This is a genomic window from Flavobacterium flavipigmentatum, assembly GCF_020911905.1.
GTDB lineage: Bacteria > Bacteroidota > Bacteroidia > Flavobacteriales > Flavobacteriaceae > Flavobacterium > Flavobacterium flavipigmentatum.
Genome location: NZ_CP087133.1, coordinates 2,511,671 through 2,530,754, shown reverse-complemented (window position 1 = coordinate 2,530,754; position 19,084 = coordinate 2,511,671). Strand labels below are relative to the sequence as shown.

19 protein-coding genes are annotated in these 19,084 nt (G+C 33.8%); 7 read left to right on the top strand and 12 right to left on the bottom strand.

Features of this window, described 5'->3' with window-relative positions:
• The first annotated feature begins 6 nt into the window (after positions 1–6).
• Both LNP22_RS11010 and LNP22_RS11005 read left to right on the top strand, forming a co-directional pair.
• Positions 7–1,089: a peptidylprolyl isomerase gene (locus LNP22_RS11010; RefSeq protein ID WP_229973499.1), complete on the top strand. Its 1,083-nt coding sequence runs from the start codon at positions 7–9 to the stop codon at positions 1,087–1,089.
• A gap of 40 nt (positions 1,090–1,129) precedes the next feature.
• The gene (locus LNP22_RS11005) at positions 1,130–2,251 is read left to right on the top strand and encodes a peptidylprolyl isomerase (protein ID WP_229973498.1); all 1,122 of its coding nucleotides are present in this window, start codon (positions 1,130–1,132) and stop codon (positions 2,249–2,251) included.
• A gap of 67 nt (positions 2,252–2,318) precedes the next feature.
• Here the strand turns inward: LNP22_RS11005 and LNP22_RS11000 are convergent, their stop codons facing one another.
• From LNP22_RS11000 to LNP22_RS10960, 9 genes are all read right to left on the bottom strand, one after another.
• Positions 2,319–2,762 (bottom strand): hypothetical protein, encoded by a 444-nt coding sequence (locus LNP22_RS11000; RefSeq protein WP_229973497.1) that lies wholly within the window; start codon positions 2,760–2,762, stop codon positions 2,319–2,321.
• A gap of 79 nt (positions 2,763–2,841) precedes the next feature.
• Positions 2,842–3,210, bottom strand: a complete 369-nt coding sequence (locus tag LNP22_RS10995; RefSeq protein ID WP_229973496.1) for a hypothetical protein — start codon at positions 3,208–3,210, stop codon at positions 2,842–2,844.
• A gap of 78 nt (positions 3,211–3,288) precedes the next feature.
• Positions 3,289–5,622: a GH92 family glycosyl hydrolase gene (locus LNP22_RS10990; RefSeq protein WP_229973495.1), complete on the bottom strand. Its 2,334-nt coding sequence runs from the start codon at positions 5,620–5,622 to the stop codon at positions 3,289–3,291.
• A 165-nt stretch (positions 5,623–5,787) separates the two neighbouring features.
• Positions 5,788–6,384 (bottom strand): GNAT family N-acetyltransferase, encoded by a 597-nt coding sequence (locus LNP22_RS10985; RefSeq protein ID WP_229973494.1) that lies wholly within the window; start codon positions 6,382–6,384, stop codon positions 5,788–5,790.
• A gap of 14 nt (positions 6,385–6,398) precedes the next feature.
• Positions 6,399–6,746, bottom strand: a complete 348-nt coding sequence (locus LNP22_RS10980) for a hypothetical protein (protein WP_229973493.1) — start codon at positions 6,744–6,746, stop codon at positions 6,399–6,401.
• Positions 6,747–6,752: 6 nt separating this feature from the next.
• Positions 6,753–7,382, bottom strand: coding sequence for a SatD family protein (locus LNP22_RS10975; protein ID WP_229973492.1), 630 nt, complete (start codon positions 7,380–7,382; stop codon positions 6,753–6,755).
• A 75-nt stretch (positions 7,383–7,457) separates the two neighbouring features.
• A complete protein-coding gene (locus LNP22_RS10970; protein WP_229973491.1) occupies positions 7,458–7,814 on the bottom strand; it encodes a hypothetical protein in 357 nt (118 codons plus the stop codon).
• Between the two features lie 159 nt (positions 7,815–7,973).
• Positions 7,974–9,152: an AIR synthase related protein gene (locus tag LNP22_RS10965; RefSeq protein WP_229973490.1), complete on the bottom strand. Its 1,179-nt coding sequence runs from the start codon at positions 9,150–9,152 to the stop codon at positions 7,974–7,976.
• A gap of 346 nt (positions 9,153–9,498) precedes the next feature.
• Positions 9,499–11,688, bottom strand: a complete 2,190-nt coding sequence (locus LNP22_RS10960) for a glutamine synthetase III family protein (RefSeq protein ID WP_229973489.1) — start codon at positions 11,686–11,688, stop codon at positions 9,499–9,501.
• Between the two features lie 427 nt (positions 11,689–12,115).
• On the opposite strand from LNP22_RS10960, the gene LNP22_RS10955 reads away from it, so the two are divergent.
• Both LNP22_RS10955 and LNP22_RS10950 read left to right on the top strand, forming a co-directional pair.
• On the top strand, positions 12,116–13,129 hold the full coding sequence (locus tag LNP22_RS10955) for a glutamine synthetase beta-grasp domain-containing protein (protein WP_229973488.1): 1,014 nt from the start codon (positions 12,116–12,118) through the stop codon (positions 13,127–13,129).
• 307 nt (positions 13,130–13,436) lie between these two features.
• Positions 13,437–14,408 (top strand): TerC family protein, encoded by a 972-nt coding sequence (locus tag LNP22_RS10950; RefSeq protein ID WP_210666437.1) that lies wholly within the window; start codon positions 13,437–13,439, stop codon positions 14,406–14,408.
• Between the two features lie 73 nt (positions 14,409–14,481).
• Here the strand turns inward: LNP22_RS10950 and LNP22_RS10945 are convergent, their stop codons facing one another.
• The 3 genes from LNP22_RS10945 to LNP22_RS10935 form a co-directional block, all read right to left on the bottom strand.
• A complete protein-coding gene (locus LNP22_RS10945) occupies positions 14,482–14,991 on the bottom strand; it encodes a hypothetical protein (RefSeq protein ID WP_229973487.1) in 510 nt (169 codons plus the stop codon).
• An 86-nt stretch (positions 14,992–15,077) separates the two neighbouring features.
• Positions 15,078–15,953 carry an alpha/beta hydrolase gene (locus LNP22_RS10940; RefSeq protein ID WP_229973486.1) on the bottom strand — a complete coding sequence of 292 codons (876 nt, stop codon included), beginning with the start codon at positions 15,951–15,953 and terminating at the stop codon, positions 15,078–15,080.
• Positions 15,954–16,054: 101 nt separating this feature from the next.
• Positions 16,055–16,927: an AraC family transcriptional regulator gene (locus LNP22_RS10935; protein WP_229973485.1), complete on the bottom strand. Its 873-nt coding sequence runs from the start codon at positions 16,925–16,927 to the stop codon at positions 16,055–16,057.
• Positions 16,928–17,114: 187 nt separating this feature from the next.
• Between LNP22_RS10935 and LNP22_RS10930 the strand changes: the two genes are divergently transcribed.
• The 3 genes from LNP22_RS10930 to LNP22_RS10920 all read left to right on the top strand — a co-directional run bounded on the left by LNP22_RS10930 (position 17,115) and on the right by LNP22_RS10920 (position 19,081).
• Entirely contained in the window at positions 17,115–17,525 is a 411-nt protein-coding gene (locus LNP22_RS10930; protein ID WP_229973484.1) for a T9SS type A sorting domain-containing protein, read from the top strand.
• Between the two features lie 386 nt (positions 17,526–17,911).
• Complete coding sequence (locus LNP22_RS10925) at positions 17,912–18,322, top strand: T9SS type A sorting domain-containing protein (RefSeq protein ID WP_229973483.1); 411 nt, start codon at positions 17,912–17,914, stop codon at positions 18,320–18,322.
• A gap of 372 nt (positions 18,323–18,694) precedes the next feature.
• Positions 18,695–19,081 (top strand): secretion protein, encoded by a 387-nt coding sequence (locus LNP22_RS10920; protein WP_229973482.1) that lies wholly within the window; start codon positions 18,695–18,697, stop codon positions 19,079–19,081.
• Positions 19,082–19,084 lie beyond the last annotated feature (3 nt).

The window sequence follows — 19,084 nt, the reverse complement described above, 5'->3', positions numbered from 1 at the left end:
TAAAAAATGAAAAAAAGTATTCTATTATTGCTATTAGCCGTTACCTCATTTTATTCTTGTAAAGACGAACACAGCAATTTACCTGATGGTTTATATGCTGAAATTGAAACTAATAAAGGAAACATTATTGTTGAATTGGATTATAAAAAAGCACCCGTTACCGTTGCTAATTTTATAACATTGGCAGAAGGCAAAAATGAATTTGTAACAGATGAAAATCTTAAAAGCAAACCCTTTTTTGATGGATTAAAATTTCATAGAGTGATAGAAGATTTTATGATCCAGACAGGGGATCCTTCGGGAACTGGATCGGGAGATACGGGTTATAAATTTAAAGATGAAATATCAGACTTACGATTTGATAAGCCGGGTGTTTTGGCTATGGCCAACAATGGTCCAGGAACCAATAGCAGTCAATTTTTTATTACACACGTTGAGACACCTTGGTTAGACGGAAAACATACTATTTTTGGCCATGTAGTCGAAAAAGGACAAGAAGTGGTTAATAAAGTGATTCAAGATGACCAACTGATTGCTGTAAAAATCATTAGAAACGGAGAAGCTGCCAAAAAGTTTGATGCTGTAAAAGTATTTCACGATTATTTTTCAGAAAAAGAAAAAGAAAAAGGAAAATACGCTGCTGTTCAAAAAGAAAAAGTAGCCTATTATGCTTCTTTACGATCAAAAGCGATCAAAACAACTTCAGGTTTAGAATACTTAATTACGCAAAAAGGCGCTGGCAAAAAGCCTGCTAAAGGAGCTCCATTATTCATTCCTTATGCCGGATTTTTGGAAGATGGAACATTGTTTGATACCAGTATTGAAAGTGTTGCGAAAACATTCGGAAAATTTGATCAACAAAAAGCTGACGCTAAAGCATACCAGCCACTTCCGTTTGAAGCTGGTCGCAAAGACGGCATGATTCCCGGATTTATCGAAGGTATCGAAAAACTTTCTTTTGGTGATAAAGCTGTCATTTTTATCCCTTCACATTTAGCGTATGGGGAAGCTGGAGCTGGCGGTGTAATTCCACCCAATGCTAATATTATTTTCGAGATTGAATTATTAGAAAAAATGCCGCAACAATAATTATTTTCAATAACTAAATAGTGACTTAAATTGAATCACAATGAAATTTAAAATTTTATTTTTATTTTGCCTGGCGATGTTAAACATTCAGGCGCAAAGCACAAAAAAACCTGTTGCAAAACCAAAAGCTAAAACGTCCGTAACTAAAATTGCTCCAAAAGCAGATCCAAAAGTGGATCCAAACGACGGTATTTTTGCTACAATAACAACCACAAAAGGTGATATTGTTTTGTCTTTAGAATATATAAAAGCACCCGTAACGGTAGCTAACTTTGTTTCTTTGGCAGAAGGAAAAAATCCATCTGTAAAAAAGGAAAGCTTAAAAGGAAAACCTTTTTATGATGGATTAAAATTTCATCGCGTCATCAACGATTTTATGATTCAGGGAGGTGACCCAGAAGGAAATGGTTCCGGAGGTCCGGGATATGCTTTTAAAGACGAATTTGTTCCTGAATTAAAATTTGAAAAAGGCGGTGTTTTAGCAATGGCTAATTCTGGTCCAGCTACGAACGGAAGTCAATTTTTTATTACTCATAAAGACACACCATGGCTCAACGGAAAACATACTATTTTTGGCCATGTTGTTACTGGAATGGACATTGTAAACAAAATTGTGCAAGATGATATCATTACAAAAATCACCATTACCCGCAAAGGAGCAGCAGCTAAAAAATTTGACGCCGTAAAAGTATTCTCTGACGAATTTAAAAAAGCAGAAATCAAAGCTGCTTATTTTTCAAAAATTAAAGCAACAGCCACAACTACAGCTTCTGGCTTGAAATATGTTGTCACTCAAAAAGGAACAGGTGTAAAAGCTGCAGAAGGAACAACTTTTTATTTTCACTACGCAGGCTATTTTGAAGATGGAAATCTTTTTGACAGCAGTATAGCTAATGTGGCCAGAACTTACGGAAAATACGATGCCAATAGAGATGCGAATAACGGTTATCAGGCATTTCCTTTCGTAGCGGGCAAAAAAGACGGAATGATTCCCGGTTTTATTGAAGCTTTGAATATGATGTCTGACGGAGAAAAAGCAACTTTCTTTCTTCCTTCAGATTTAGCTTACGGAGCAGCGGGTGCCGGAGGTGTAATTCCGCCAAACGCTACTTTGATTTTTGAAATCGAAACCTATAAAACACAACCTGTAGCAAAGAAATAATGCTCTAAGGTGAATTCAATAAAAAAAACCGACAATCACTTGTCGGTTTTTTTTATGTTTTTTATTTTTACTTTTTTGCTGGAAATTTCCAATCAAATTCGTCTTTGTCATTGATGATCGCGCCAATTTCGAATTTTACCACTTCGTCAAATTCAGTTTGTAGAATGAACCAATTTTCTTCATTAAAATAATTTTCGAAAGTATCAAAAGTCTCCTGAGTGTATTTTGTAAGTCCTTTTGTTGCCAGATCTTTCTTTATATCTGCAATTTTTCTTCCGATTATTTTGAATCCAAAAACTTCTAAATCATGGCTGGAAGCTACCAGATATCCTAATTTCAAATCTTCTTCTTGATAAAAAGTCAATCTTATTTTGTGTGCATTATACACAAAAATCACATTATCATCTTCATCTTTATAATTTTTATCAGGTTTACCAAAAACTGCTGTTACATCATTTTGCTTCATTCCGAAAAGCAATTTATCAATTCCCGATTTTAGATTTATTTTCATTTTTTTTCTCTATTTATTTAAAAGGCAAATTTCGTGAAGTTTTTATAAAATTGGTACAATTTACCTTTTTATTAATTATTTATTTTATGCGACCAACTTTTTTGGCAACTGTTATATATTCTTCGGATTCAACAAAATCTACAGCTTCTAAAATTATTCTACTTAACGAATTCTTTTCACTCTCAGCTATTTTTATTCCAAATTCAGCAGTTTTAACTTCTGAAAGTATTTCTTTTTCTACTGCTGAACGTATATCTAATTCTTTATTATTTAGCACAAGGCTACCAGGAAATAACTTATATTGAATTTCTCTTTTGCTTTTTTCTAAAAAAACTTTTTGTACAAATTCGACTTCATAAAAAAAAGAATCATTTTTTTTGATTTTTAACGTAATCGTCCCGCCATCCATCCAAAATCCTACATCTTCGATTGTTATTTTATTTTTCATATCAAATAATTTTTTCTATTAGTCCTTGAAATGCAACCTAACAGATTTTTAAAACCTATTAGGCTTGACTCGTAAAAGCTAGTAATTCTTTTTATTGGGTTTATTGCTCATATAAAAAGTGATTTTCCCACCGCTGATGACATCCGAATGTTTTAGAAAAGGCTGATGGATTTGTTTTCCATTTAAAAGCACTTTGCTCACAAATAGATTTTTATCCGATTGATTTACCGTTTCTACTTCAAATGTTTTACCATTTTCTAAATTAAAAATCGCATTTTTCACCAAAGGACTTCCCAAAGCATAATCCACTGAACCCGGTGCGACAGGATAAAACCCCAGACTACTAAAAATATACCAAGCACTCATTTGACCAAAATCATCATTTCCGCCTAAACCGTCTGCTCCGTTGCGGTACATCTTTTTTAAGATCATTCTAATTTTATCCTGCGATTTCCAAGGCGAATTTGTCCAATTGTACAAATAGACGACGTGGTGCGAAGGCTCGTTTCCATGCACATAATTACCGATAATTCCTTCTCTGGTAATATCTTCGGTGTTTTCAAAATATTTATCAGGCAAATTCATGCTGAATAATGAGTCTAATCGAACATTAAAGAGATCATTCCCACCCATCATTTTGATCATTTCTGTCGGATCTTGAGGAACATAAAGGCTATAATTCCATGAATTTCCTTCTATAAAACCTTGTCCATGTGTGTCCAGCGGATCAAACTCTTTTTTGAAAGATCCATCATTTAACTTCGGACGCATAAAACCTGTTTTGGCATCGTAAACGTTTTTATAATTTTTAGATCTTTCGATAAATTCATTATAAATTTCGGTTTTATCCAACTTCTTTGCTGCTTGGGCAATGGCCCAGTCATCATAAGCATATTCTAATGTTTTTGAAACCGAAGCACCATTTTTATCCTCAGGAACATAGCCTTTTTTCATGTAATATTCTAAGCCATCATAATAAGGAACTTTTGCTGTATTCACACAAGCCTGAAGTGCTTTTTCGGGATCAAAATTGGTATTGCCTTTTACAATTGCATCAGCCACCACAGCAACCGAATGATACCCAATCATACACCAATTTTCATTTGCATAATGCGACCAAATCGGCAACATTTTATGAACACTTTGGTCTGCATGTGCTAACATCGAACTAATCATATCCGAATTACGTTTTGGCTGCACAATATTAAATAAAGGATGCAAAGCTCTGTACGTATCCCATAACGAGTAACTGGTATAATTGGTAAAGTTCTCCGCTTTGTGCACATTCATATCCAAACCTTTGTAATTTCTGTCTAAATCCATGTATTCTGTTGGACCTAAAAAAGCATGATACATTGCGGTATAAAAGTTAATCAAATCCTCTTTTTGAAGGGTTTCTATTTGAATTTTATTGAGCTCTTGATTCCAAACTTCCTGACTTTGCTTTTTTACCTTTTCGAAATCCCAGTCAGGAACTTCTTTTTTCATATTTTCTAATGCGCTGGCGGAACTAGCAGGAGACAACGCCATTTTTATTTTGATCTTTTCGCCTTCTTCTGTATTAAAATCAAAAAATAATTTTAGGTTTTGACCTGCCATTTCTGGAAAGTTTTTGGTTTGATCAAATCTTCCCCAAAAACCTCTGTATACACTTTTTTCTTGCGCTGCTTGCCCGTAGCTTTTGATTGGTTTACTAAAAGACATAGCAAAATAGACTGTTCTAGTTCTCGCCCATCCCGATGTTTGACGATATCCTGTAATGAGCGTATCGTTTTCGACGCGAACAAAAGTCCAGACATTTTTTTTATCGTAATTGTAAATTCCGGAAGTTAAATCGAGAATAATATGCGCTTCGTCCGACTTCGGAAAAGTATATTGATGCATTCCAACGCGCGTTGTAACGGTCAGTTCAGCTTTGATGTTATGATCTTCCAAAAGCACGCTGTAATAGGCAGGAACTGCTTTTTCGGTAGCATGAGAAAATGCCGAACGATAACCCGACTCAGGTTTTGAAGCCACTCCGGGATTCAGTTGCAACTTTCCAGTTGTGGGCATAATTAGAAAATCTCCTAAATCAGAATGTCCGGTTCCGCTAAAATGCGTGTGGCTAAAACCAACAATTGTTTTATCTTCATACTGATATCCCGCACAGTATTTATAGACATCTCCGTTGTATTTTCCGTTTAAACCGTATGCAATCGTATCTGTTTCCGGACTTAATTGTACACTGCCAAAAGGCACCGTTGCACCCGGATAAGTATGTCCCATTTTGGCAGTACCAATCATGGGGTCTACATATTGAATTAAATCCTTAAGATTGTCTATTTTTTTCTGCGCATTAATTTTAGGCACACAACCCAGTATTAAAAGTAATAATACAAAAAGAAAAAATTTACTATTTAGAATATTCATCAAGTAGTTTATTTAAAAAATTATTTGAAAATTAAAATAAAATATGGTTCTAAAAAACAAAAAACTCAAATCTACTATGTTTTGGATAGGACAGTTAAAGCGGAGTTTACATGAAATGCTTTTACTCGAGAATCTTAAAAAAAATCATAAAAGAAAGGAGCTAGCCTATAATTTTTGCTTTAGATTTTCTTTTACCTCATCAAACCATTCGCTCCTAAGAATACTTAAAACAATCGAGTCGCGACGGATAGCACCTTCTCTGGTAGGCATATTGCTGCGTAAAATACCTTCTACCTTGCAGCCGATACTTTTCATGGCGGCAATACTTCGGACGTTATTGTTATCGGCACGAAATTCTACGCGCTCCATTCCGAGAGTTTCAAACGCAAATTGCAGCAATAAAAACTTGCAATGTTTATTGAGTCCGGTACCTCTAAAAGCTGCACCGTACCACGTATAGCCCAATTGAAGGGTTTTGAATTCGAAATTTATATCGTAAAAACGTGTAGAACCGGCGTATTTCTGAGATTTTTTATCGAAAACAATAAAGGGAAATTCTTTTTGATTTTCACGCGCTTTTATAGCCAGTTGTATATAATGAATAAGATTCTCTTTTCCGGCGGCAGTTACCAAAGAGAATTTCCATGTTTCGGGTTCGTTGAGTGAAATTTCGAGTAAATTATCGACATCTGACTCTTGCAAAGGGCGTAAAATAACACAATCGTCTTCGAGGATTATATTGGATGAAAAAGTAAAGTTCATGAAAAAAATAAGTTTTAATGAATGATTAGATGGTACAAATACGAATACAAAATCGCAACCGTGATAGATATAAAATTACCAAATAAATAAAAATCATTGTACAAAGATTCTTTTACTATATCGCCTTCGCTATCTCTTTTTAATCGTGTGGCTAATTTTAAAGTTCCGAATAAAGTCAGGGCGTGCGGATAATCATGGATAAAAGAAATCAGTAAAAACATTCTTTCTACAAACCCTTTGAGCAGTGATTTATAATCGATAATTTGTCTTTTTCGAATGGATTTTGGAGTAATAAAATAATAGAAAATACCTAAAAGACATTCGCTGGTTATCAACAATACTATAAATTTTAAGACATCCATACTGCTTTATTTTTCAGTTATCAATTGCATTATTTTTTTGGTCGCATTGTACGATTCTATGTTTAATGTTTTTTTACGTTTCCAGATTTGCGACCTTGTTTTATCGAGTTTTTCTGCCACTATTTTATAATCGTCTAAGATGATAAAATTTGAAACCAATTCGTAATCACTTTCCATATCCCATTTTTGTGTAATGTTTTCGAAAACTATAAACGCATTATTTAAAATATCATTTTGTAATTTATTCTCAATTGAAACACCAAATTTGGATTTATCTGTTTTTAAATTGGTTAGTTTGGCTCTTGCATTCGTCAAACCAGAACCTAACATTTCGTAGGCGATATCAGTGTTTATTGGCGTTTCTATTTCGCCCTGATACAAAATATAGCGAAGTTGAAAATTAAGCTTTTTATGAATGATATTTTCTTCTAAAGATAAAATAATTTTGACTGAAGTTGCCAAATCTTTTAGAATACCCTGAAATTCATCGCCCAAAGTGATTGTTAAAGGCGAAAGAATATCGTTTTTATAAGATTGATTGATATCGTGCACCAACTCTTTAAAAGCAATCATGAGCTGATTTTGATCTTTTTTGCCACTCGAAATGACGTCTGCCATTAGAATAAACTGTTTCATTTTTAGTGAAATTATTTAATTTATATCAAATATACTGAAATAAATAATATAATTTCATTTTTAATGAAATAAATCTCACTCAAACATTTCGTCGTAACGTTCTGGAACTTGAGGATCGTAAAGCGGGCATTTGAACTCGGCAAGCAAATCGACTAATTTATCCATGGTTTTTCCTTCGGTGCCATAACAGTCAATTTTGATGCTTTGTGACGTGGTGATTACCTGAAAAGCACCTTTTCCTGCGGTATTTTGCCAGCTATTTTCGTCTACTTTCTCCCAATCTGAAAACACAGAAGCGATCCTGTTTAGGATTACCTCAACAGGAAGAATTTCTAATCCCTCGATCTCTTGCTTTTCGACCAAAGCTTCGTACACTTCGTGGTGGTTTAGGTAAATTTCTTCTACATATTTCCAAAAAAGTAATTCGTACATAACTGGTGTTTTTAGCCCCGATAGTAGCGGTATCCTTTTTCTGGCTTCTTTAGCCGGGAAAAGATACAAGCGGATAGCGGGATTAGCTCCTGAAAAAGCTAATTATTAATAAAAAAGTTCCGTTGCAAACAGCAGTATAAAACCTTTGTATCTCAAAAATTAATATTCGAAAGTACCGTATTCGCTGGTAATTGTCAGTTTTTTGGCATCAGCAGCTTCTACTCTACCTACGATTTGAGCATCGACATTGAATGATTTTGAAATTGCAATAATATCTTGCGCAATGTTTTCTGGAACGTAAATTTCCATACGGTGACCGCAGTTGAAAACCTGATACATTTCTTTCCAATCTGTTTTTGATTGTTCCTGAATTAGTTTGAATAATGGCGGAACTGGAAATAAATTATCTTTTATGATGTGTAAATTCTGAACGAAATGTAAAATTTTAGTCTGCGCACCACCACTGCAATGCACCATTCCGTGAATTTCGTCTGGAGTATATTTATCTAAAATTTTCTTGATAATTGGCGCGTAAGTACGAGTTGGAGAAAGTACCAGTTGACCTGCGTTTATAGGACTATTTTCTACCTCATCTGTTAGCTTTACCTGACCTGAATAAATCAATTCTTCGGGTACAAGCGCATCGTAACTTTCTGGGTATTTTTTGGCTAAATATTTTCCGAAAACATCGTGACGAGCAGATGTTAAGCCATTGCTACCCATTCCGCCGTTATAACTTTTTTCGTAAGTTGCCTGACCAAAAGAAGCCAGACCCACAATTATATCGCCCGGTTTGATGTTGGCATTGTCTACCACATCGCTGCGTTTCATGCGGGCCGTTACCGTAGAATCTACAATAATCGTACGCACGACATCTCCAACATCGGCAGTTTCGCCACCTGTTGAATGGATGGTAACACCAAACGATTTTAACTCGTTGATAAGTTCCTCTGTTCCGTTGATAATGGCAGAAATAACCTCAGCAGGAATTAAGTTTTTATTTCTTCCGATGGTTGATGAAAGCAGGATATTGTCTGTCGCTCCTACGCACAACAAATCGTCGATATTCATAATTAAAGCATCCTGAGCGATTCCTTTCCAAACCGAAATATCGCCTGTTTCTTTCCAATACAGGTACGCCAAAGACGATTTTGTACCCGCTCCGTCTGCATGCATGATCAAGCAATACTGATCGTCTTGAGTCAGATAATCGGGAACAATTTTGCAAAATGCTTGAGGAAATAAACCTTTATCGATATTTTTTATGGCGTTGTGTACGTCTTCTTTTGATGCCGAAACACCTCTTTGCGCGTACCTTTTGCTAGAATCTGAACTCATGAAACTTAGTTTGTGTTGATGTGGTGCAAAGATAATCCCTTTTTTTAATTCTTTGAATGATTCGCATACTTGATTCTAAAAAAAGTTTTGCCACTAATTACACTAATTTTGACTAATTAAAAAAGGAGAGAAGCAAAAAAGCCACAGATTAAAATAATTTTATGGATTAAGGGATTGCGTAGAATTATTAAGCACAAATTTTTATAAAACAAAAATCATCCTTAGCGGATGATTTTTGTTTGTTTAAACTTTTTATAATTGTTTGAAAATACAGCTAATTTTAAATCGAATTATTTAGAAATAAAAAATAGATTCGTGAAAATTTGCGCAATTAGTGACAAAAAAACTATTTCGTAAACAATAATTCTCTGTATTTGGTCAAAGTCCAAGTTTGATCGTCTACCAATAACTCAAGTTTATCACAATGATTACGAATGTCTTCAAAATACGGTTTTACCTTATTACAATAGGCTTCTGCCATTTTTTGAGCATCTGTTAAAGTATTTGCTTTTTTTCTTTCGTTGGTCATCGCCGCCACTTTAGAACTAATTCCTTCTATATGACCCGAAATTTCTTTTATTAGAAGAATTTGTTCTTTGGCAATGGTTTCGAACTCTTTTCCGAAGATTTCTTTTAGACCTTTTACATTTTCAATTAATGTATTTTGATAACGAATAGCAGTCGGGATAACATGATTTCTTGAGATATCTCCTAAAACTCTGCCTTCTATTTGAATTTTCTTGGTATATTCCTCCAATTCGATCTCGTAACGCGCCTCGGCTTCTACGTGATTCATGATCCCCAATTCATCAAATAAATCAAAAGCTTGCTTAGATACTTTGGCTTTAATAGCTTCGGGAGTGGTTTTGAAATTGCTCAACCCTCTTTTAGCCGCTTCTTTTTCCCAGGCTTCGCTATAACCGTCACCTTCAAAAAGGATTTTTTTAGACTGTTTGATGTATTCTCTTAAAACATTAAAAATCGCGTCGTCTTTTTTCATGTCTTTCGACTCGATTAAAGCATCTACTTCAATTTTAAAATCTTTTAATTGTTTGGCCACGATAGCATTTAGCGTAGTCATTGCATTCGAACAATTGGCGTTTGAACCTACCGCTCTAAACTCAAATTTATTTCCTGTAAAGGCAAAAGGCGAAGTTCTGTTTCTGTCGGTATTATCTAAAAGTACGTCCGGAATTTTGCCTACTACATTCAGTTTTAAATCGGTTTTTTCTTCTGGAGATAATTTTCCGGTTGTTACACTTTCTAACTCAGACAAAACTTTGGTCAATTGTGCTCCGATAAAAACCGAAATAATAGCTGGAGGCGCTTCGTTTGCTCCTAATCTATGATCGTTACTTGCTGTTGCAATAGAAGCTCGTAACAACGTTTCGTAATCGTTTACTGCTTTGATCGTGTTGATGAAGAATGTTAAAAACTGTAAATTACTCATTGGCGTTTTGCTCGGACTCAACAAATTGACTCCTGTGTCTGTTGCCAATGACCAGTTGTTGTGTTTTCCTGAACCATTTACGCCTTTAAAAGGTTTTTCATGAAACAATACTTTAAAATCATGACGCTCGGCCACTTTTTGCATTACGTCCATCAAGAGCGAGTTATGATCGACCGCTAAATTGGTTTCTTCAAAAATGGGCGCCAGCTCAAACTGATTAGGCGCTACTTCGTTATGACGTGTTTTTACAGGAATCCCTAACAACATACATTCTTGCTCTAAATCTCTCATATAAGTAAGCGCGCGTGTAGGGATTGATCCAAAATAATGATCGTCTAACTGCTGCCCTTTTGCAGAAGTGTGCCCTAATAAAGTTCTGCCCGTCATGACCAAATCTGGTCGAGAATTAGCCAAAGCTTTGTCAATCAAGAAATATTCTTGTTCCCAACCCAAAGTTGCGGTTACTTTTTTGACGTTTTTATCAAAATATTTACACACTTCTGTAGCCGCTTCATCCATCGCAGATAAAGCTCTTAGTAACGGAATTTTATTATCTAAAGCTTCTCCCGTGTAGGCAATAAAAACAGTCGGAATACACAAAGTAGTGCCATAAATAAAGGCGGGAGAAGTAGGATCCCAAGCGGTATAACCTCTAGCTTCAAAGGTATTTCTAATTCCGCCATTAGGAAAACTTGAAGCGTCTGGTTCTTGTTGTACTAATTGTGCGCCGCCAAATTTTTCTACCGGATCACTCCCATCATAAGAAGTCTCAAAAAAGGCGTCGTGTTTTTCTGCCGTAGTTCCCGTCAAGGGCTGAAACCAATGCGTGTAATGGGTTACACCTTTCGCCAAAGCCCATTCTTTCATTCCCATAGCGATATAATCGGCTAATTTTCTATCGATTTTAGTTCCGTGCTGTATCGCATCCCGCACTCCTTTTAAAGCATCCGAAGTCAAATATTGCTTCATTGCTTTCTCATTAAAAACATTGGCACCAAAAAGTGTCGATTTTTTATCTAATTCTTCAAAGTGTACCGGCTTTCTTGTAGAAGCATCTCTTAAAGCTTGAAAACGTAATGTTGACATATCTAATTTTTTTAAAAATTGCAGTTAATTTCGAATTAAAACAAGAAACAAATATAAGCAAATAATGAGCCTTTAAAAAGGATAAATTTTCGATTTTTGAATTATAATCTTTCAACATAACGGTCTTTTATTGAAGAATAATAACTTTGTTTTGAAGATTTATAACAAAATACCGCAGTATAATTCAATAAATAAACAATTTTCCTCAATTTTAGCAAGAAGAAAATCAAAAAACACCCAGAATAATTACGAATTTATTTTTCTAATACTATAAAAATTGCTTTTTTAAAAATATACCCCTTAGAAAATTATGCTTCTGCAAAAAATTATAGTTCTTAATAAAAATACACCCCCTAATTTTTAGGACTAAAAAAATAAATCTATATTTGACCCAAGCAAAAAAACAAAAAAATAAATTTATATTATTATGGCTAAAATTAAGTTAGAGTACATTTGGTTAGATGGATATGAACCAACTCAAAATCTAAGAAGTAAAACTAAAGTTGAAGAGCATGACAATTTCAAAGGAACATTAGAAGAACTTGGAAATTGGTCATTTGACGGATCCTCTACTAAACAAGCCGAAGGAGGTTCTTCTGACTGTTTATTAGTTCCTGTTGCGATTTACCCTGACCCAACCCGTATCAATGGATACTTGGTTATGACAGAGGTTATGAACGCTGATGGTACTCCGCATTCTTCTAACGGTAGAGCTACTATTGATGATGATGGTGATTTCTGGTTTGGTTTTGAACAAGAATATTTCATCATGGATACTAAAACTTTATTGCCATTAGGTTTCCCTGTTGGAGGATATCCTGCTCCACAAGGTATGTACTATTGTTCTGTAGGTGGAAAAAACACACACGGAAGAAAATTAGTAGAAGAACATGCTGATTTGTGTATTGCTGCCGGAATTAACTTTGAAGGAATCAACCAAGAGGTTGCTTGCGGACAATGGGAGTTTCAATTATTTGCTAAAGGTGCTAAAAAAGCCGGAGACGAAATCTGGGTTGCAAGATACCTATTAGATCGTTTGACTGAAAAATATGGTTATTATATCGAATACCACCCAAAACCACTTGGAGACACAGACTGGAATGGTTCAGGAATGCATGCTAACTTCTCTAACGAAGTATTAAGAACATGTGGAGACCAAGCGACTTACGAAAAAATCTGTGAGGCCTTCCGTCCTGTTACTGCTGAGCACATTGCAGTTTACGGAGCTTACAACGACCAACGTTTGACTGGTAAACACGAAACTGCTTCTATTCACGATTTCTCTTATGGAGTTTCAGACAGAGGATGTTCTATCAGAATTCCTTTGATGACAGTTCAAAAAGGATGGAAAGGATGGTTGGAAGACAGAAGACCCGCTTCAAACGGAGATCCATACAAAATTGCCGCAAGAATTATCAAAACTGTAAAATCAGCGCTATAATTCCTAGTTCAAATTATACCCGAAAGTGCCATCGTAATTGATGGCACTTTTTTTTGTTATTAGGTTATAGGCTTGACACAATCTTGTCCTTTCGACGAATGACAAATCACATAAATTGAGAATAGATTCGCAAATCCTAGTAATAATAAACGCGACAGGTTTTAAAAATCTGACCGGTTTATCGAAACGCATTCTATACAAAATAACAGACTTAAACATTAACTAAATATGACAGGAATTTTCTAATAATTAATTTTTAAGTTAAACTTCAAAACCTATCTTTGTAAATCATTAAAAAAAAAGTAACATGATAGTCTGGATTCTCTTTTTATTAGCCGTCGTTTTTATTCTTGCCCTAGACTTAGGAGTGTTTAATAAAAACCCTCATATTATAAGCACCAAAGAAGCAAGCAAATGGACATTAATTTGGGTTACACTATCATTTCTGTTTTCGGGAGTTATTTACTGGCTTTATACTACAAATTATATTGCAAATCCTGATAAATTAGAACCAGCAGTGGCTTCTATGAAGTTTATTACGGGCTACTTAATAGAACTATCTCTAAGTGTCGACAATATTTTTGTGATCGCCATTATTTTTGCCTCTTTCAAAATACCACAGAAATACCAACACCGTGTTTTGTTTTGGGGAATTTTAGGAGCCGTTATCTTTCGTGGACTAATGATTTTCTTTGGCGTAATGATCATCAACAAATTTACTTGGACTACCTATCTATTTGGAGCTTTCCTAATTTTTACCGCTCTCAAGATGCTATTCTCAGGAGAAGAAGAAGATTTTCAACCCAAAGATTCTTTTGTTTACAAAACTTTAGGCAAAATTATTCCGATTACCTCTGAAATGGAACATGAGAAATTTTTCATCACCACAAAAACAGCCAAAAAAGCAGCTACTCCTCTATTTGTAGCTCTAATTGTAATTGAAGTAATGGATGTTCTTTTTGCTGTAGACAGTGTTCCTGCTATTTTAGCTATAACCTCAGATCCTTTTCTAGTATTTAGTTCGAATATTTTTGCTATTCTAGGACTACGTTCTATGTATTTTTTCCTCGCCAACATGCTTGCAAAATTCAGTTATTTAGAATATAGTCTGATCGCCATTTTAAGTTTTGTTGGGGTTAAAATGTTACTTCATGACTACATTCACATTCCGGAATGGGCTTCTTTAGGGTTTATTGCGCTTTCACTTTTAGTGGGAATTTTGGTTTCCTTAAAATTCGGAGAAGAGAAAACACTTACCGATGATGATGTAGAAGAATAATTTTTAGAGACATATATTCATAAAAAAAGGAAATCTTGCGATTTCCTTTTTTTATGAATATAACCTAATGCTATTATTTTGATCTTTTGATATTAGTATCATCAAGATTATATTTTTTAATTACCGCATAATAATCAGAATAATCGGGTTTAACAGCAGACTTATTCGTTAAAGCCGCAGGAATGATCACTACTCTAAAAATTTGGTTCACTCTGTTACCACTTGCAACTGTAGCCAAATCATTTCCAAACATATTAATGCTTACATCATTAATTGTAAAATCATATTCATAACCAAAATTCAATGTACCGTCAGGAAAATAATATGTTTCCGGAACTAATTTCCACACATCTCTACCATTATCAACACCTGTCAATCTGTAAACCAACACCATGTCTGAAGTAAAAATTGCAGGACTCAAATTAATTAAAGCACTATAATTGTTAGCTCCACTGAATGTGATAGTTCTTTCAAAAACTTCACTAATTGTATCGTTATCGATACCATCATTATTAGTATCATCGGAACAACTAGAAAACGCAAATAATCCAACAACTGCGAAAAGGGTGAGTATCTTTTTCATAATTTTTATTTTTTTAAGATTTATAAAGGTATTCCAAAAACCAAACCAAAAAAATGATTTTGGCGATTCTTACTTAAATTATTTTATTATTTTTTTGCAACCTGCTGATTTTTAATTAAAATATCATTAAAAAATAATACGTGATAAGGTAAAGAATTTTCCCAATATACCCAAGTATGCGCACCAGGTCTTTCTATATAATCGTGTTCTACCTTATTATAAACCAATCTTCGGTGTAATTCTTTATTCGATTCGATCAAAAAATCATCAACACCACAGTCTATTATGAGCGGTAGCTTATTTGCTTTTATTTTATCCAATAAATTCAAAACAGCATAAGGTTCGTATGCTTTTACATCATTGCTTCTGTCTCCTAAAATAGGCTGCATAAGTTTTATAACCTGCTGCGCTGCGTTAGGATCGCGCGTAAGCATGACACTCATATCTACAGCGCCACTCATACTGCCTGCAGCACAAAATAAATCGGGATGTTTAGCCGATAAATAAAGAGCTCCGTGACCGCCCATTGAGAGTCCTGTAATAAAACGACCATTTTTATTGGCTATTGTGCGGTAGGTTTTATCAATTTTCTGAATAACTTCCTGAGTAATAAAAGTCTCAAACTGGCTTTCTTTGTTTACAGGGCTATCCAGATAGAAACTAAAAGTTTCGCCTTCCGGCATCACAATTATAATATTATATTGATCGGCCAGATTTTTTACTAAGTCTTTATTAGGAGTACTTTTTAGCCAGTTATCAAAATGACCATAAGCCCCATGCAATAAATACATAACGGGTAGTTTTTTTTTGCTTTTAGCATACGATTTTGGCAAAACAACGGCTGCTTTGTAGGTTTTACTCATTGCAGCACTCTCTATTTTAAGCGTATCAACTGTAGCCGAAAAGGATAAAGTTGATGTAAATAAAAGTACTGCAACTATTAAATTTTTGAATTTTTTCATATTTATATTTTCAGATTAAGGTTTGTAAATATACCTTTTTCTAAAATAAAAACATCAAAAAAAGTAAGTAGAATCTTGGTGTTTTTTATTAAATAAACCAGTTACATAATAATCGTTTTATGTTCTTGACGGTATTGTGAAGCACTTTTTCCTGTGTATTGTTTGAAAGATTTGCTGAAATGACTAAAATTATTAAAGCCACTTTCATAGCAAACATCATTGATGCTGATAGATTTTTCTGCCAATAATTTTGAAGCATGTACCAACCTGTACTCGTTTACAAACTCGGTAAAGGTTTTATTGGAAATTTTTTTGAAATAACGACAGAAAGAAGGCGTTGTCATGCTTACCAAACTCGACACTTCATCAACAGAAATAGGCTCCTGAAAATGATCCTTTACATAATTGAAGATAACATTAATACGATCGTTATCCTGAACATGCAATCCTAACGAAAATCCGTCAGCATTGAGTACCGTGTATTCTACAGAAGATTCTAATTCGTCCAGAATACTCAAAAGTGCAAACAATCGTTCCAGCGGTGCCTGATTTTCCATCATTTCGATCTTAGCCCCTATTCGTCTTTTGGTTTCGCCTCCAAATGCGATTCCTGCTTTGGCCTGATTCAAAATATTTTGCACTCTTTTCATCTCAGGTACGCCAAAAAAATCATTCCCTAAAAAATCAGGTTTGATATGAATCACAGTCTCATTGGTATTTCCCGTATTTTCATTAGTAAAGCCACAATGAGGCAAATTAGATCCAATCAAAAGTAAGGTTCCGTTGGTATAATAGGAAATATGACTTCCTATTTGCCTTTTCCCCGCACCACCATTAATAAAAACCAATTCAATTTCTGGGTGATAATGCCATAAATGTGATTTTAGATTAGCCTTTTGCGCATGTTTTGTGTAGGCAAAAGAACTACCATGCGAGTTGGAAATCACTTCAAGAGCCGGCGCATTTATCTTCATCTGAATTGTTTGAAAAATAATAGCAAATTTAACAAAAACACCTAAAATAATTCAAATTTTAACCTATAACGGTTTCGTAAATGAGAATACAGCATAGAAATTAGTCAATAGAGTTGCGAAAAACACATTTTTATTAAGGTAATTTAGCATCAGAGAATTAGAACTATTAATCTTAAAAATTTAAGTCATGAAAAAGATGTTAAAATTAAGTTTGCTTTGCGCACTGCTTTTCACTGGAACCAGTACTTTTGCAATTGACGGAAATGGAGATCTTGCTCTTCATGTAATAAGAAATAATGATGGTAAATTAATCAGTTTTGCTTTGAACAATATCACAAAAGCACACTTATCAATTTATGATCAGGATGGAACTCTAATTTATTCTGAAAATGCTTCAGGAAAAGATGGAATTTTAAGAACTTTCAGCCTAGAAGAATTTCCGGAAGGAACTTATTTATTAGAAATTGAAAATAATGAAAAAATAATTAAACATGAAATTGTAGTAAATAATGATATCTCAACATTATCAACCAAAGCAATTTCAGCAGTTTATAAAGCAGGTTCTTCTGCTAAAAATGTTAGCGTAGCAGTACGTTAAGTAGTTTTATACTCTCATAAAGTATAAAATGAGGTTAGATAGTTAGTAAAGTTAAAACGTGATTGTTTTAAAAACAGCTCTTGGTGGTTCTCGAGCTGTTTTTTTTATGCTTATTTTTTTGAATTTTGATCCAAGTTTGATCTATGAATGTGTAAAAATTTATTTACAAAAAAAATACTCCCTATCAAAGTTTACAATTTCTTAAACTTTAAAAAATAGTAAGTGAATTAACAAAAATACCTAAAATAATTCAAATTTTAACCTATAACGGTTTCGTAAATGAGAATATAGCATCGAAATGCATCAATAGAGAGGTGCTTAAAAACCAAGTCTTGAAGTAATTTAGCATCAGAGAATTAGAACTAATTAATTTAAAAATTAAGGTTATGAAAAAGATGTTAAAATTAAGTTTAGTGTGCGGAGTACTTTTCACAGGAATTAGTGCTTTTGCGATTGACGGTAATGGAGATCTTGCTCTTCACGTAATTAGAAACAGTGATGGAAAGCTAATTACATTTGCATTAAACAATGTAAAAAAGGCAAATTTGTCGATCTACGAAAAAGACGGTACTCTAATTTACTCTGAAAATGCTTCGGGTAAAGATGGAATTTTGAGAACTTTTAGCTTAGAAGAATTTCCGGAAGGAATTTACTTTTTAGAAATTGAAGATAATGCAAAAAGAGTAAGACACGAAATTGTGGTAAATCATGATAAGTCTATTTTATCATCTAATGCAATTTCTTCAGTTAACAAAACAGGTAGTGCTGCAAAAAACACGAGCGTGGTAGTACGCTAATTAATTATACTTTTTTAAAGTATAAAAATGAGGTTAGATAGTTAGTAAAGTTAAAAACTTTTACAGTTTTAAAAACAGCTCTTTGTGGTTATTGAGCTGTTTTTTTATGCTTTTATTTTTGATAAAATCCTAATTCCTAATTTTTTTGAAAACCAATTCTTAATAATTTATAAGTATCTGATTTTTAGGTGTTAAAAAAAAATAGCTAAAAAACATCCATTAAGTCAAAAATTACGTATATATATCAAACAAAACATGTAAATACTTAAAATTCTGCAACTTAACACTTCGTAAAAGAGTTAATTTTGCAAATAATTCAATTTCTATTTGTATGTTTGTGGCACCATCAATATTATTTAAAATTAAAAAAACATGAAACAAATTTTCAAATTGGGGCTTGTTGTAGCCTTATTTCTAACAACAACTTTTACTTATGCACTTGGTGAAAAAGGGGATTATATCTTGTATATAAAAACCGGAAATGGAAAAGTAATTAGCTTTACTTTAAACAACGTTGAGAAATCAAGTTTTGCCATTTATGACGAAAATAATAATTTGTTGTGCACAGGAGTTTCTGATGCAAACGAATTAGAAATTTCAAAAACATTAAGTTTAGAAGGTTATCCTGCTGGAACTTATATTTTAGAAGTAAAAGAAAACACTAAAGTTGTTAAACATGAGATCCTTGTTTCAAACAAAAAATCAAAAACAGTTCAATTAGAGCAATCTGTAAACGAAAGTCCTGCCCTTCGTCGCTAATAA

Excerpts from the sequence above, each read along its gene's own strand:
- LNP22_RS11010 (WP_229973499.1), top strand. The coding sequence starts at position 7 with ATGAAAAAAAGTATTCTATTATTGCTATTAGCCGTTACCTCATTTTAT.
- LNP22_RS11005 (WP_229973498.1), top strand. The coding sequence starts at position 1,130 with ATGAAATTTAAAATTTTATTTTTATTTTGCCTGGCGATGTTAAACATT.
- LNP22_RS11000 (WP_229973497.1), bottom strand. The coding sequence starts at position 2,762 with ATGAAAATAAATCTAAAATCGGGAATTGATAAATTGCTTTTCGGAATG.
- LNP22_RS10995 (WP_229973496.1), bottom strand. The coding sequence starts at position 3,210 with ATGAAAAATAAAATAACAATCGAAGATGTAGGATTTTGGATGGATGGC.
- LNP22_RS10990 (WP_229973495.1), bottom strand. The coding sequence starts at position 5,622 with ATGAATATTCTAAATAGTAAATTTTTTCTTTTTGTATTATTACTTTTA.
- LNP22_RS10985 (WP_229973494.1), bottom strand. The coding sequence starts at position 6,384 with ATGAACTTTACTTTTTCATCCAATATAATCCTCGAAGACGATTGTGTT.
- LNP22_RS10980 (WP_229973493.1), bottom strand. The coding sequence starts at position 6,746 with ATGGATGTCTTAAAATTTATAGTATTGTTGATAACCAGCGAATGTCTT.
- LNP22_RS10975 (WP_229973492.1), bottom strand. The coding sequence starts at position 7,382 with ATGAAACAGTTTATTCTAATGGCAGACGTCATTTCGAGTGGCAAAAAA.
- LNP22_RS10970 (WP_229973491.1), bottom strand. The coding sequence starts at position 7,814 with ATGTACGAATTACTTTTTTGGAAATATGTAGAAGAAATTTACCTAAAC.
- LNP22_RS10965 (WP_229973490.1), bottom strand. The coding sequence starts at position 9,152 with ATGAGTTCAGATTCTAGCAAAAGGTACGCGCAAAGAGGTGTTTCGGCA.
- LNP22_RS10960 (WP_229973489.1), bottom strand. The coding sequence starts at position 11,688 with ATGTCAACATTACGTTTTCAAGCTTTAAGAGATGCTTCTACAAGAAAG.
- LNP22_RS10955 (WP_229973488.1), top strand. The coding sequence starts at position 12,116 with ATGGCTAAAATTAAGTTAGAGTACATTTGGTTAGATGGATATGAACCA.
- LNP22_RS10950 (WP_210666437.1), top strand. The coding sequence starts at position 13,437 with ATGATAGTCTGGATTCTCTTTTTATTAGCCGTCGTTTTTATTCTTGCC.
- LNP22_RS10945 (WP_229973487.1), bottom strand. The coding sequence starts at position 14,991 with ATGAAAAAGATACTCACCCTTTTCGCAGTTGTTGGATTATTTGCGTTT.
- LNP22_RS10940 (WP_229973486.1), bottom strand. The coding sequence starts at position 15,953 with ATGAAAAAATTCAAAAATTTAATAGTTGCAGTACTTTTATTTACATCA.
- LNP22_RS10935 (WP_229973485.1), bottom strand. The coding sequence starts at position 16,927 with ATGAAGATAAATGCGCCGGCTCTTGAAGTGATTTCCAACTCGCATGGT.
- LNP22_RS10930 (WP_229973484.1), top strand. The coding sequence starts at position 17,115 with ATGAAAAAGATGTTAAAATTAAGTTTGCTTTGCGCACTGCTTTTCACT.
- LNP22_RS10925 (WP_229973483.1), top strand. The coding sequence starts at position 17,912 with ATGAAAAAGATGTTAAAATTAAGTTTAGTGTGCGGAGTACTTTTCACA.
- LNP22_RS10920 (WP_229973482.1), top strand. The coding sequence starts at position 18,695 with ATGAAACAAATTTTCAAATTGGGGCTTGTTGTAGCCTTATTTCTAACA.